Raw genomic sequence first — 13,261 nt, forward strand, 5'->3', positions numbered from 1 at the left:
GCCCATACGATGGGGTAGAGGTGGTGGTTGTAATGAATTTAGGAGACTTGGTCGTTCGTAAATCTTATGGCGGAGATTTGACTTTTCGTGTAGATCATATTGTGCAGGACAGAGCGGTCATCAAAGGCACAGATTTCCGTCTGTTGGCGGATTCTCCTCTGAATGACTTGGTTCAAGTGCCTCCTACCCGGATTACGGAACGAGGACAGCAGGCACAGATTAAAGCGAATGAATCACTGACACAGCTGCGGAAAGACCGACAGGAGCAAAGTCAGCGGAGCGGGAGCGCTCTATCAGAAGGCGCATGGGCTCCATCGCCTAAGGAAGCTGCTTATTTTGAAGTACCGGGGAAAGTACTGCATCTGGATGGCGATCCAGCGTATTTGAATAAGAGCCTTAGCTTATACGAACAATTGCGGATCCCTGCTGAAGGTCATCATGTTCATGAGTCCGCAATGGCTGACACTTTATACCGGCTGCTGCCCCGCGTGCGTCCAGACATTGTGGTGATTACCGGTCATGACGGGGTGCTGAAGCAACAGCATACTTACGATCTTCACAGTCTGAGCAGCTATAAAAATTCGCAAAACTTCGTAGCTGCTATTAGGGTGGCTAGGGACTATGAGCGAAATTTTGATGCGTTGACGATTGTTGCAGGTGCTTGTCAGTCACATTTTGAAGCACTGCTGGGGGCAGGGGCCAATTTCGCCAGTTCTCCTGGACGGATATTGATCCATGCCTTAGACCCAGTTTATGTAGCGGCAAAATCGTCGTTCACGCCCATTAGGGATACGGTGAATCTGAGTGAGGTTTTGAACAACACCATTAGTGGTAATCAGGGAATCGGCGGTATTGAGACCCGTGGCAGCTTCCGTATTGGGATGCCGCGTCTGCAGAACCTGTCAGAACTAAAAGTGACACCTTCCGCAATTTAATCGACATGCACTGATCATATTTTTCAAAGCTAATAGGTAATTTGGAGTGGCCGAATAGAGTAACGCGAAGAAAGGGTGAGCGATGAGCTTAACCCTTTTTTTGCGTGAAATGGTAGTTATCTTTAAAAATCTACAATGTTATTTTTCTTGCTTTGTGCTGAACCTATTACAGATAACAAGGATATTAGTTCGCCTCTGATTATCCGCAAAAAAATTCCGTTGACAACCAAATATTCATCATCTATAATTATTTATTTGCTTTGACAAACACCTGGGGAAGTTGTATAATGGACAAGAAAAGAGGTGGTCGTCAGGCAATGGCTAATAACGCGCTGTTGGAAATCAAACGCAGTCTCGAAGCTCACGTCGGTCATAAGATCACGTTGCGTGCAAACGGAGGTCGTCGTAAAACCGTAGAACGCACCGGTGTCCTGGAAGAAACGTACCCTTCTGTATTTATTGTCAAACTGGATCAGGAGCAGCAAACATTCAAGCGAGTCTCCTATAGCTATGCCGATATCCTGACTGAATCTGTGGAAATTACAGTATGTGAAGATGATGGGCAGATGCGGATTATGTATATTAAAGCTTAATGTTTCACGGGCAGCTTCCTTTGGGGGCTGTTTTTTATTTGTGCAGATAAACATTCAGTGAATGATCCTTGTTCTTAGCAAGCATACTAATTGAGCAATCGGTTTATCATTTTCTTTCATAAGGGAGGAATTCCGTAATGAGCCGCAGAAAACGAGGCATGATGTCGGAAGAACTAAAGACAGAGTTAGCCAAGGAGCTTGGTTTTTACGAAACTGTGGAACGTGAAGGCTGGGGAGGAATACGGGCGAAGGATGCCGGCAATATGGTAAAAAGAGCGATTCAGCTCGCTGAAGAGGCCGCGCGGAAATCTTAATCTTTAGCGTGTGAACAATTATTTAACGAAAAAGGGTGCGTCCAACTGGCGACACCCTTTTATTATTGGACTTCATTAGAAGTTTTTCATATAATATGTTAAGTTGTTTTTACGGGAAAAGCTGAAGGTGGGTGAACGCCTTGAAAATGTATGAGAAGGCACCAGCTAAAATCAATTTGATGCTGGATGTGCTGAACAAGCGTGCTGACGGTTTTCATGAGGTGGAGATGATTATGACCATGGTAGATCTAGCAGACCGTTTAGAGCTGTCTGAGCTGCCAAGGGATACTATTATAATATCAAGTCAAGCGGGTTATATTCCTCTAGATGAGAAGAACCTGGCCTTTCAAGCGGCTAGGCTTATTAAAGAGCGTTATAACGTGAAGAGTGGTGTACATATCCATCTGGATAAAAGAATACCGGTTGCAGCTGGCCTGGCTGGCGGCAGCAGCGATGCAGCGGCTACGTTACGTGGCCTGAACCGACTGTGGCGCCTAGGAATACCTGCGCAGGAGCTGCAGGAGCTTGGCGCTGAGCTTGGCTCAGATGTGCCTTTCTGTGTTACAGGTGGTACTGCCTTGGCAACAGGTCGTGGCGAGAAGCTGACGCCGATTAAGAACCCTCCGCAATGCTGGGTAGTTTTGGCTAAGCCACCTATCAATGTATCGACAGCGGAAGTATACGGACGTGTTCGGAGCAATAATATAGCTGTGCATCCTTCGGCTAGAAGGATGCAGGATGCGATCGAAGCTGGAGATTTTGGGGGCGTATGTAATCATTTAGGCAATGTGCTTGAGGATGTTACCCTAAAGCTTCATCCAGAGGTCCAGCAGCTCAAAGAGGCGATGGTTAAGCTCGGAGCAGACGGAGTGTTAATGTCCGGCAGCGGACCTACTGTATTCGGTTTAGTGTCCAAGCAGTCTAAAGTAGCAAGAATTTATAATGGACTGCGTGGGTTCTGCAAGGAAGTCTATGCAGTGAGATCACTCAATTAGTATGCTTCTCTTGTGTAAACCCGTACAAAAGTGATATATTTTTCATAAAATATTCGGTTTTGGCGAGGAGCATTCCGTGAAGAAATTAAAAAGAAGCCAACGTTTGGTAGACATGACTCAGTTTTTACTTGAGCGGCCACATGACCTACTGCCGCTGTCTATATTTGCCGATCGGTATGGAGCGGCTAAGTCCTCCATCAGTGAAGATTTGGCGATCATAAAAGAAGTATTTGAAGGTGAGGGCATTGGTGAGCTTCAGACCTTGGCCGGTGCAGCAGGTGGAGTACGTTATATTCCTGTGATGCCTAAAGAAATGGCGCTCTCTTTTGTTAAACGTTTATGTGTGCAGTTGGAACAGACAGATCGGATACTGCCTGGTGGTTACTTGTATATGTCGGACCTGCTTGGACTGCCATCTTTGATGGAGCAAGCGGGGAAGATCATCGCAACGGCCTTTTATGGATCGGAAATCGATGTGGTGATGACAGTAGAAACTAAAGGGATCCCGCTAGCCTATGCAACGGCAGCGCAGCTCGGCTTGCCAGTAGTGCTGGTACGACGTGACCATCAGGTTACAGAAGGTTCAGCAGTAAGCATTAATTATGTATCTGGATCACATAAGAGCATACACACCATGTCTCTTTCTAGACGAGCACTCAAGGAGAAATCGCGGGTACTCATTGTAGATGACTTCATGAAGGCAGGCGGAACCGTTCGAGGGATGGTTGATTTACTCGGTGAGTTCAATGCCGAAGTTGCTGGAGTGGGTGTATTGGTCGAATCAGGCGCAGTAGAGACGGAAGAGCGTCTGTTGCATGACTATGTTTCTTTAGTGAAGCTCAGCGAGGTAGACTCGAAAGAGCGGCGGATTTCCGCGCATCCGGGCAACTACTTTTCCTCTTGATAGATTGGTATTTCTTTGTTTTCAAAAAGCGTGGAAATTGTCGAAAACGTAAGAGATATTAAGAAAATGACCCGATGCGTGTCGAAAACAACAAATCCTAAAAAATATATTTCTTTTTTAGGTATTTTATGGAATCAAAAAGAAGGAATTCGCTTTGCTGTGTGGAATTATACACCAAGTCTCTGATGGAAAAAGGTGGTGAACACACACATGCAAATTACGGATGTCAGACTCCGCCGCGTTAACTCTGAGGGGAGAATGAAAGCAATCGCATCCATTACAATCGATAACGAGTTTGTTGTTCATGACATTCGCGTCATCGATGGTAATAACGGGATGTTTGTTGCAATGCCCAGCAAGCGTACACCGGATGGCGAATTCCGCGATATCGCTCACCCGATCTCTTCGGGAACACGCGAGAAGATTCAATCCGCGGTTCTGGCCGAGTACGATCGCGCCGCTACTGAAGAAGAAGAAGAAGTTATTGAAGAGGGAGCTTAGGCTACCTCGGAAGACGGCTACCTTTTGGGTGGCGTAGGATCCGCCGTTTTTGATAAGATCATACCGAATATACTTCATGACTTAAGCAGCTTGATCTTGCAAGAAAAGCTAGCGCTAGTGAAGGATTTGACGACATCTTCGAAAGGCAGCGATAAATGCTTTTCTAACATGGGGTTTATAGAAAAGAGAACCATGACTTCATGGTTCTCTTTTCTTTTTGCCCGGAATGAGATATATTCAGTAGTGAGTTCAAGAGTAGGAGGTTGGCATTCTTGAAAAGAATGGCTGTAGTTCTTGCCGCAGGTCAAGGCAAGCGAATGAAATCTAAATTATATAAGGTGCTGCACCCCGTTTGCGGTAAGCCAATGGTAGGGCACGTGCTTGATACAGTAGAAGCGACCGGATGCCAGCGCACCGTTGTTGTTGTTGGGCATGGCGCAGAGAAGGTTAAGGCCTATGTAGGGCAAAGTGCGGAATACGTGCTGCAGGAAACTCAGCTCGGTACGGGTCACGCTGTCAAACAAGCTAAGGATTTGCTCGGTGGTGAAGAAGGAACGACGATTGTTGCTTATGGTGACACTCCGCTTATTACATCGGAGACGCTGATAGGATTGATGGCTCTGCATGAGGAGCGTCAGGCAGCAGCGACTGTATTAACTGCAGTAATGGATGATCCATCTGGATTAGGACGGATTATACGTAGTGAAGATGGCGGCTTAATGAAGATCGTCGAACAGAAAGATTGTAATGCCGAACAGGCAGCTATTCATGAAATCAACACAGGAATTTATTGCTTTGATAACATCAAGTTATTTTCAGCTTTAGAGAAGGTTACTAACAGCAATAATCAACAGGAGTATTATTTGACAGATGTTATCAGTATTCTGCGTGAGCAAGGTGATCTTGTTCTAGCATTCCAGACTGAGGATGCTAACGAGTCTATTGGTGTTAATGACCGTCTAGCTTTATCTGATGCGGAAGGTATTATGCGTCAACGTATTAACCGCAAACATATGCTGGGTGGCGTAACCATAATCGATCCTGCCTCGACATATATCGGAGCAGATGTAGTCATTGGGTCAGATACAACGATTTATCCAGGAACCATCTTGAAGGGTAAAACTGTAATCGGTGAGAACTGTGTGATCGGACCGGCAAGTGAAATCGAAGATTGTCAGATCATGGATGACGCAACGATTAAGCAGTCCGTATTGAATCAAGCACAAGTTGGCGCACGGACTACCGTTGGGCCTTTTGCCTATTTGCGTCCAGGTTCTATACTTGGAGAAGAAGTGAAGGTTGGCGATTTCGTTGAGATCAAGAATGCTACGATAGGTGACGGTTCTAAGGTGTCGCATCTTAGCTATATTGGCGACGCATCTGTGGGTAAGAATGTAAACGTCGGTTGCGGTGCGATTACTGTTAACTACGACGGGTATAATAAATTTACGACAACAATTGAAGACGATGCCTTTATTGGCAGTAACGTTAACCTTATCGCACCGGTTTCTGTGGGCAAGGGGGCTTTTGTTGTAGCTGGTTCGACAATTACACGTTCCGTTTCAGAGAACGATCTGGCTGTTGCCAGAGTACGGCAGGAGAATAAACCGGGATATGCAGAGAAGATCCGTTCCCGTGCAAAAGCGAAGAAAGACCACTCGAGTCCATCGTAAAGCGTTGCTAAGAAGCGCCGGACGGACTTATATTTCCGCGCCGGCGCCTTTGGAAAGCTAAATTCCGTCACGGAGGGTTTAAATTTTATGACTTATTGTGATTCCAAATTAAAGATTTTCACCTGTAACTCCAACCCAAAGCTTGCTAGTCAAATCGCTGATTACATCGGAATTCCGATGGGTGAATCGCATACTACAAGTTTTAGCGATGGAGAAATCCAGGTCAAGCTGTCAGAGAGCGTTCGGGGTTGTCATGTGTATATTGTTCAATCCACCTGCGGCCCAGTTAATGACAACCTAATGGAGCTTTTAGTTATGGTGGATGCACTCAAACGCGCCTCCGCAAAAAGCATCAATGTGGTTATCCCTTACTATGGTTACGCTCGTCAAGATCGGAAAGCTCGTTCCCGTGACCCTATTACGGCCAAGCTGGTAGCAAATTTGATTGAAAAAGCCGGCGCTCACCGTGTAATTACGATGGACCTCCATGCTATGCAGATTCAGGGATTCTTTGATATTCCAGTGGATCACTTGCTGGGTGTTCCCATCCTGGCTCAGTATTTCCGTTCCAAACAAATCGAGAACCCAGTTGTCGTATCGCCAGATCACGGCGGTGTAGTACGTGCAAGAAAGCTTGCTGACTTCCTGAACGCTCCGCTTGCAATTATAGACAAGCGTCGTCCAGAGCCGAATGTCAGCGAAGTCATGAACATTATCGGTAATATTGAAGGTAAAACAGCCATTCTGATCGATGATATTATCGATACTGCCGGAACTATTGTACTTGGTGCTAATGCTTTGATGGAAGGCGGCGTGAAAGAAGTATACGCTTGCTGTACACACCCGGTATTGTCTGGTCCTGCACATGAACGTCTGGAGAATTCTCCAATTAAAGAGATTATCGTGACAGATACGATTCCAATTCGCAGCGCGAACCCAACTTCTAAACTCAAAGTGTTGTCCGTGGCTCCACTTATGGGTGAGGCAATTATCCGCGTTCATGAAGAGTTGTCGATTAGTAAATTGTTTGAAATTGAATAAATATAATCAATGAATACAAGCATAAATGCTCTACCGTCCTTATAAGGTCGGTAAGCGTTTAAGCGAGAAATATAAGACATATAGTATAATGTGAAGCTTATACTTTCTTATATTTGTAAAAAAGGGTTACACCTCCGTTCTCGGAGATGTAACCCTTATCGGCGTGATGCAGGTAGAAGCGCTGGCTTCAATACCCGGCGCGGGAGACGAAGGTGAATATGCTGCGGTTATAGAGTGTCCCTTGCAGCTCCACGAATCCTTCGTCCACTGCTGTCAATACACCAATGTCAATGTGCACGTCGCCTCTGTATATTTCCACAGGCACAGCATATTGGATATGGTACTGAAAATCGCGCTGATGTGTTAAGATTCCACCTTGATGTTGCATAGGTTATCACCTGTCTTCGGAGTATAATTTCGCTCTGGTTGCTTAAGAGTATGCAGATAAGATCTATTGTACCAAAAACGGACTTCTCTTGCCGGAGAGCCCGCATGGAAAGGAAAGGTTCGATAATGAAATGGATTGTCGGATTGGGAAATCCGGGAACACAATACGCGAAAACCAGGCATAATGTTGGTTTTATGGCATTGGATGAGCTTGCGGCTCAGAACGGGATTTCTTTCAACCAAAGCAAATGTAAATCTGTGATCGGTGAAGGCGTTATCGGGGGAGTCAAAACCGTATTGATTAAACCGATGACCTTTATGAATTTGTCCGGTGAGGCTGTTCGAGCTTATATGGATTATTACAAAGTTAAACTAGAAGATATGATCGTCGTCTACGATGATCTGGATACCGAAATTGGGAAAATTCGCTTGCGTTATCAAGGTAGTGCTGGTGGACATAACGGAATTAAATCGATCATTCAGCATGTAGGTACACAAAGCTTTAATCGGGTACGAATGGGTATTTCTCGTCCTGAACCGGGTTTTGCAATAGTGGATTATGTTCTCTCTTCTTTTCCTAAAAAAGAAGGGGATCCTCTGAAGCAGATGATCCTTAATACTTGTGATGCACTGGAGTTTAGCTTAAAGAATTCATTCGAACAGACGATGGCAAAATTCAATGGTTGATCTGTAAACTCTGTTGTTATGAGGCTAAAGATGATGCTCCCCGGACATACTGAAGGTATATAGTACCTTCAGGAGGCATATAGATGGCAATAAACTATGTATGTAGGCACTGCAAGACATCTCTAGGCAGCATTAATAGAAGTGATGTTACAGAAATGCAGTTGGGCCTTCATTCCTTGACCCCTGCGGAGCGCAGAGATATAATAGCGTATAATTCAGAAGGTGAGATCACGATAAAGGTGACTTGCGACTATTGCAAGGAGGCTTTAGAGCATAATCCGGAGCTTAGCCTGCTGACGAGTCCGCTTCAGTAGGTGATAGCGCCTGTCTCTATCGTCATCCGCAAGCCTTGGCGTTACAGCTGAGGCTTCTTTTCGATTCCAATCATAATAGGTGACGGTCGCTTTGACTTCCGTTAGCCTGTTTAGTAAGAGAGGTGCGCCTGTTGTTACAAGGTATTATAGAAGCTTTTTCCAAGGATCCCGATTTCCAGTCTATCACCCAGGGTGTAGCTGCAGGTATGAAAGAGCAGCTCATATCGGGGCTTACAGGTTCAGCTAGACAGATCATGCTTGCAGCACTGCATGAAGAGACAGCTCGTCCCTTGCTTGTGGTGACTCATAATATGTTTTCGGCTCAGAAAATGGCCGATGATTTACAGGAAGCGCTTTCCCCGGAACGAGTTCTGCTCTATCCTGCTAATGAACTTGTGGCTGCGGAAGCTGCTGTCTCAAGTCCAGAGACATTAGCCCAGCGTATTGATGTACTGACCAAATGTGCTCAGGGCTTTCGAGGTATTGTTGTAGTTCCCTACTCGGGAGTGCGCAGACTGCTCCCTGCACCAGAGGTTATGGCAGAGGCGCAGGTTACGGTTTCTCAGGATGGAACGCTTGCTCTGGACGAATTCTTGATGTCCATGATCGAAATGGGTTATGAAAGAGTAGAGCGGGTTGAGAATCGCGGTGAACTGAGCGTTAGAGGTGGAATTATTGATTTTTATCCAATGACTTCTCCTTTGGCATATCGTGTTGAGTTGTTTGATGATGAGGTTGATTCCATCAGAACTTTTGATCCAGTGGATCAGCGTTCTATTGATAAAGTACGAAGTGTGAAGATTACACCGGCTAAAGAGATCATTGCGAGCAGGTTTCGCCAGGAATCCGCTTCTGCTGAAGCATCTGTTATGCTGGAACGACAGCTTGAGAAAATGGCGGATCGGCAGGCTAAGTTGCGTCTAAAAGAAGAAATTGGACGCGAGCTAGAAATGCTGCGCGAAGGAACCTATTTTCCTGAAATCTATAAATATATCAGTCTTTTATACCCTGAACGCTCTCATTTATTTGATTACATGGCCCAGGATACGATCCTTATTCTCGATGAGCCGACAAGACTGCTTGAAACGGCAAAACAGCTCGAAAGAGATGAATCGGAGTGGAACCTCCATCTGATGCAAAACGGCAAAACATTGCCGGATCTGGATCTCTCTGTCGAGACAGATGTTGTGATGTACAAACGTCCGTTCCAAAGCCTGTTTATGTCGATCTTTTTGCGCCAGGTGCCACACATTCAACCACAGAATATTCTTGGGTTTATTAGTCGTGGGATGCAGGATTTCCATGGTCAGATGAATGTGCTTAAATCGGAAATGGAGCGTTGGCAGAAGTCTGGTGTAAAGGTAATGATGCTTGCGAGCAGTGAAGAACGGATTGAACGTGTACGCAGAGTCCTTTATGACTATGGTATTGATGAGCCAACGATCGTACAAGGAAACCTGGGTTCAGGCTTTGAGCTGCCTTCTATTCATCTAGCCGTTATCACTGAAGGAGAGATGTTCTCTCAGAAGCAGAGGAAGGCACGGAAGATCTCTAAAGGGATAGATAATGCTGAACGGATCAAGAGTTATACTGAGCTGAAAATTGGTGATTATGTTGTTCACCAGAACCATGGTATCGGTAAGTATATGGGGATCGGTACGCTGGAGGTCAGCGGTATTCATCGCGACTACATGCATATTTTATATGCGGGTGGCGATAAGCTCTCGGTTCCGATTGAGCAAATTGACTTGATTCAGAAATATGTCGGTTCAGAAGATAAAGAGCCGAAAGTATATAAATTAGGCGGTAATGAATGGACGCGGGTGACTAATAAGGTCCGCTCTTCCGTTCAGGATATTGCTGATGATCTAATCAAACTGTATGCCGAACGCCAAAGTGCAGCAGGGTATGGTTTTGAGAAGGATACTCAGGAACAGCGTGAATTTGAGGAAATGTTCCCTTATGAGGAGACTCGTGATCAGCTTCGAGCGATAGAAGAGATTAAGAAGGATATGGAACAGAACCGTCCAATGGACCGACTCCTCTGTGGAGACGTTGGTTATGGGAAGACAGAGGTAGCTATACGAGCAGCCTTTAAATCAGCAATTGAAGGTAAACAGGTGGCTGTGCTGGTACCGACAACGATTCTAGCCCAGCAGCATTATGAGACCTTCCGGGAACGTTTCGCTAATTATCCGCTTAATATTCAAGTCTTAAGTCGTTTCCGCAGCCGTAAGGAGCAGAATGAGACGATTAAAGGCGTTCGGGCAGGAACGGTCGACGTGGTCATTGGAACCCACCGTTTGTTGTCTCAGGACCTTGTATTCAAGGACCTCGGTTTATTGATTGTGGATGAGGAACAACGATTTGGCGTGACTCATAAAGAGAAGCTGAAAAAGCTAAAAACGAATGTAGATGTTCTCACCCTGACAGCAACGCCAATTCCTCGTACACTGCATATGTCGATGCTGGGAGTGCGTGATCTGTCTGTCATTGAGACGCCACCGGAGAATCGTTTTCCCGTGCAGACTTATGTTGTCGAGCATAGTCAGACACTTACTCGGGAAGCTGTAGAGCGCGAATTAGCCCGTGGGGGGCAAGTCTACTATCTGTATAATCGTGTGCAGGGCATTCAAGAAATGGCCGCTCAAATTTCCATGCTTGTTCCTGAGGCTAGAGTAGGTATCGGACATGGCCAAATGTCGGAAGCGGAGCTGGAGAAGACGATCCTTGATTTTCTTGATGGAGAATACGATGTACTGGTCAGCACAAGCATTATTGAGACGGGGGTAGATATTCCTAACGTAAATACACTTATTGTGCATGATGCGGATAAGATGGGTTTGTCTCAGCTCTATCAATTACGTGGACGTGTAGGCCGGTCCAACCGGATTGCGTACGCCTATTTTACCTATCAGCGGGACAAGGTTCTGACTGAAGTGGCAGAGAAGCGGCTGCAGTCTATTAAGGAATTTACGGAACTCGGTTCGGGTTTCAAAATAGCGATGCGGGATTTATCTATTCGTGGTGCCGGTAACTTACTTGGTGCAGAACAGCATGGTTTTATTGCATCGGTAGGATTTGATTTATACTCACAAATGCTGGCGGAGGAGATCCGCAAGCGTAAGGTTACTGTGCTTGGAGAGGAAGATACCTCGCTCAAAGAGGGCAATACCGTCATTGATTTGTCGATTGACGCATATCTGCCATCCGAGTATATTTACGACAGTATTCAGAAAATTGAAATCTACAAAAAAGTTGCGGCAGTAACATCCTTTGATGATGCTTCTGAGCTTGAGGATGAGCTCTTGGATCGGTTCGGAGAACTGCCTGAAGCCGTTGTTAATCTATTAACTGTGGCTCGTCTGAAAGTGTATGGAAAAATGTATGGCATTGATTCCATGATCAGACGTGGTGATGAGGTTACCCTGAATTTCTATGAGGGGAGTCTTGGCGCTCTGGATACGGCGAAACTCGCCAAAGTTGGAAATAGCTTCGAAAGACGTGTACAATTCGATAGAGATGCTAAAGCCAGTATCCGAGTGAAGTCGAAAGACTTAAGTGATAAACAGCTGCTTGACTTGCTTGAACAGTTTCTTAAGGAAGCTAAACAGTCTTTTAAATCGAAGGGAGAACTACACAATGTCGTTAAATAAAAAAAAATCATGGAAAGTACTGCTCGTTTCATTGGTAGCAGCGGTTTCCTTTTCTATGCTAGCAGCATGCGGTAGTAGTGCTGATGATAGCAAGGCAGTTGCGACTTATAAAGGTGGAACAATTACAGAGAAGGAATTTGCTATGGATCAAAAAATCATGAAATTCCTCTCCCCACAGCAAGCGCAATATTTAGAGATTGAGGCGTTTAAGGAGTCTATTTTGAAGCAGGAAGTGGGCTTTGAATATTTGGCTTCCAAAGCAACGGATGAAGCGAAGAAGCAGGCGAAGAAAGAGGCAGATAGCCAAATTGCTGACTTGAAGAAAGCCCTGGGCGACAATTATAAGAAAACACTTAAAGACGCTGACGTTACAGAAGGCGATATCCATAGTTATATGGAGCGTGTGCTGACGGTTTATCAGGATATGCTGCTTAAAGTGACAGACGATCAGGTTGTCAAGGAATTTGAAGCTACAAAAGGTGACTTTACGGTAGCGACTTTGCGTCATGTGCTAATCGGTCTGACAGATGCTAACAACAAAGAGCGCACTAGTGAAGAAGCACTGAAAATCGCGAAGGAAGTTAAGGCAAAGCTGGACGGCGGAGCTGATTTTGCAGCCATCGCTAAAGAATACACTGACGATACAAGCTCTAAGGAAACGGGCGGAGAATATAAAGATAAAGCTGTTGGAACATATGTAGATGAGTTTAAGAAGGCTGCTCAAACCCTGCCTTTGAATACCATTAGTGATCCTGTAGAGACTTCTTATGGTTACCACATTATCAAGGTGGAGTCCCGCACCGACAAAACCTTTGACCAGTTAACGGATGAACAAAAAGAAGGCATTAAGAGCTCCATTGTGTCCAAGAACCTGGAAGCGTTCATGGAGAAAGATCTGGAAGGCATTATTGAGAGCATCAATCTGCCGAAGAGCTCTGCTGCTGCAGACGAATCCGGAACAAAAAATAGCGGAACAGAAGCCACTACAGCGCCAAGCGCATCCCCAAGTGCTACAAAAGCTGCTGAATAAACATCGGTAAAAATGGACAAGCTTACCTTAGAAAAGCCATCCTCACTTAATGTGAAGATGGCTTTTTATAAATATAAGGAGTATAAGTTTCACGCTATACTTTTTCCTTATATTTCTCGCTTAAGCGCATACCGTCCTTATTGAGGACGCCGAAGGCGCTTATGCTTGTTCGAAGAAACATCTTCAGAACGGCCTTTATCTTGATGCAGATATTAATACATGTCAGCTTAT

At 45.3% G+C, this 13,261-nt stretch carries 13 protein-coding genes; 12 read left to right on the plus strand and 1 reads right to left on the minus strand.

The genetic code is table 11. The annotated features are described in order from the left end of the window. Positions 1-32 precede the first annotated feature (32 nt). From yabG to MHB64_RS00240, 8 genes are all read left to right on the plus strand, one after another. Positions 33-935: a sporulation peptidase YabG gene (yabG, locus tag MHB64_RS00205; RefSeq protein WP_094872024.1), complete on the plus strand. Its 903-nt coding sequence runs from the start codon at positions 33-35 to the stop codon at positions 933-935. 317 nt (positions 936-1,252) lie between these two features. After that, the gene (veg, locus tag MHB64_RS00210) at positions 1,253-1,528 is read left to right on the plus strand and encodes a biofilm formation stimulator Veg (RefSeq protein ID WP_019914493.1); all 276 of its coding nucleotides are present in this window, start codon (positions 1,253-1,255) and stop codon (positions 1,526-1,528) included. Between the two features lie 137 nt (positions 1,529-1,665). Continuing rightward, the gene (locus MHB64_RS00215) at positions 1,666-1,842 is read left to right on the plus strand and encodes a small, acid-soluble spore protein, alpha/beta type (protein WP_042183837.1); all 177 of its coding nucleotides are present in this window, start codon (positions 1,666-1,668) and stop codon (positions 1,840-1,842) included. Positions 1,843-1,982: 140 nt separating this feature from the next. Next, on the plus strand, positions 1,983-2,837 hold the full coding sequence (ispE, locus tag MHB64_RS00220; RefSeq protein ID WP_341136033.1) for a 4-(cytidine 5'-diphospho)-2-C-methyl-D-erythritol kinase: 855 nt from the start codon (positions 1,983-1,985) through the stop codon (positions 2,835-2,837). A gap of 76 nt (positions 2,838-2,913) precedes the next feature. Further along, positions 2,914-3,741 carry a pur operon repressor gene (purR, locus tag MHB64_RS00225; protein ID WP_042183840.1) on the plus strand — a complete coding sequence of 276 codons (828 nt, stop codon included), beginning with the start codon at positions 2,914-2,916 and terminating at the stop codon, positions 3,739-3,741. A 210-nt stretch (positions 3,742-3,951) separates the two neighbouring features. Then, positions 3,952-4,242 (plus strand): septation regulator SpoVG, encoded by a 291-nt coding sequence (gene spoVG / locus MHB64_RS00230; RefSeq protein ID WP_042123119.1) that lies wholly within the window; start codon positions 3,952-3,954, stop codon positions 4,240-4,242. A 272-nt stretch (positions 4,243-4,514) separates the two neighbouring features. After that, on the plus strand, positions 4,515-5,915 hold the full coding sequence (gene glmU, locus MHB64_RS00235; protein ID WP_042183845.1) for a bifunctional UDP-N-acetylglucosamine diphosphorylase/glucosamine-1-phosphate N-acetyltransferase GlmU: 1,401 nt from the start codon (positions 4,515-4,517) through the stop codon (positions 5,913-5,915). An 87-nt stretch (positions 5,916-6,002) separates the two neighbouring features. Then, positions 6,003-6,956: a ribose-phosphate diphosphokinase gene (locus MHB64_RS00240; protein WP_036678796.1), complete on the plus strand. Its 954-nt coding sequence runs from the start codon at positions 6,003-6,005 to the stop codon at positions 6,954-6,956. A 187-nt stretch (positions 6,957-7,143) separates the two neighbouring features. On the opposite strand, the gene MHB64_RS00245 is transcribed toward MHB64_RS00240, so the two are convergent. After that, the gene (locus tag MHB64_RS00245; RefSeq protein ID WP_094872014.1) at positions 7,144-7,344 is read right to left on the minus strand and encodes a hypothetical protein; all 201 of its coding nucleotides are present in this window, start codon (positions 7,342-7,344) and stop codon (positions 7,144-7,146) included. Positions 7,345-7,469: 125 nt separating this feature from the next. On the opposite strand from MHB64_RS00245, the gene pth reads away from it, so the two are divergent. The 4 genes from pth (at position 7,470) to MHB64_RS00265 (ending at position 13,030) form a co-directional block, all read left to right on the plus strand. After that, positions 7,470-8,030: an aminoacyl-tRNA hydrolase gene (pth, locus tag MHB64_RS00250; RefSeq protein WP_094872044.1), complete on the plus strand. Its 561-nt coding sequence runs from the start codon at positions 7,470-7,472 to the stop codon at positions 8,028-8,030. Positions 8,031-8,113: 83 nt separating this feature from the next. Next, on the plus strand, positions 8,114-8,344 hold the full coding sequence (locus tag MHB64_RS00255; RefSeq protein ID WP_094872013.1) for an anti-sigma-F factor Fin family protein: 231 nt from the start codon (positions 8,114-8,116) through the stop codon (positions 8,342-8,344). A 131-nt stretch (positions 8,345-8,475) separates the two neighbouring features. Continuing rightward, positions 8,476-12,000, plus strand: coding sequence for a transcription-repair coupling factor (gene mfd, locus MHB64_RS00260; protein WP_094872011.1), 3,525 nt, complete (start codon positions 8,476-8,478; stop codon positions 11,998-12,000). After that, entirely contained in the window at positions 11,987-13,030 is a 1,044-nt protein-coding gene (locus tag MHB64_RS00265; protein WP_094872010.1) for a peptidylprolyl isomerase, read from the plus strand. The genes mfd and MHB64_RS00265 overlap by 14 nt, the downstream gene beginning before the upstream one ends. Positions 13,031-13,261 lie beyond the last annotated feature (231 nt).

Origin of the sequence: Paenibacillus sp. FSL K6-2859, from assembly GCF_038008265.1 — a bacterium.
GTDB lineage: Bacteria > Bacillota > Bacilli > Paenibacillales > Paenibacillaceae > Paenibacillus_AQ > Paenibacillus_AQ nitricinens.

What these genes read in the sequence shown, in the direction of transcription:
- yabG (WP_094872024.1), top strand. Translation starts at nt 33, where the DNA reads ATGAATTTAGGAGACTTGGTCGTTCGTAAATCTTATGGCGGAGATTTG.
- veg (WP_019914493.1), top strand. Translation starts at nt 1,253, where the DNA reads ATGGCTAATAACGCGCTGTTGGAAATCAAACGCAGTCTCGAAGCTCAC.
- MHB64_RS00215 (WP_042183837.1), top strand. Translation starts at nt 1,666, where the DNA reads ATGAGCCGCAGAAAACGAGGCATGATGTCGGAAGAACTAAAGACAGAG.
- spoVG (WP_042123119.1), top strand. Translation starts at nt 3,952, where the DNA reads ATGCAAATTACGGATGTCAGACTCCGCCGCGTTAACTCTGAGGGGAGA.
- MHB64_RS00240 (WP_036678796.1), top strand. Translation starts at nt 6,003, where the DNA reads ATGACTTATTGTGATTCCAAATTAAAGATTTTCACCTGTAACTCCAAC.
- MHB64_RS00245 (WP_094872014.1), bottom strand. Translation starts at nt 7,344, where the DNA reads ATGCAACATCAAGGTGGAATCTTAACACATCAGCGCGATTTTCAGTAC.
- pth (WP_094872044.1), top strand. Translation starts at nt 7,470, where the DNA reads ATGAAATGGATTGTCGGATTGGGAAATCCGGGAACACAATACGCGAAA.
- MHB64_RS00255 (WP_094872013.1), top strand. Translation starts at nt 8,114, where the DNA reads ATGGCAATAAACTATGTATGTAGGCACTGCAAGACATCTCTAGGCAGC.
- MHB64_RS00265 (WP_094872010.1), top strand. Translation starts at nt 11,987, where the DNA reads ATGTCGTTAAATAAAAAAAAATCATGGAAAGTACTGCTCGTTTCATTG.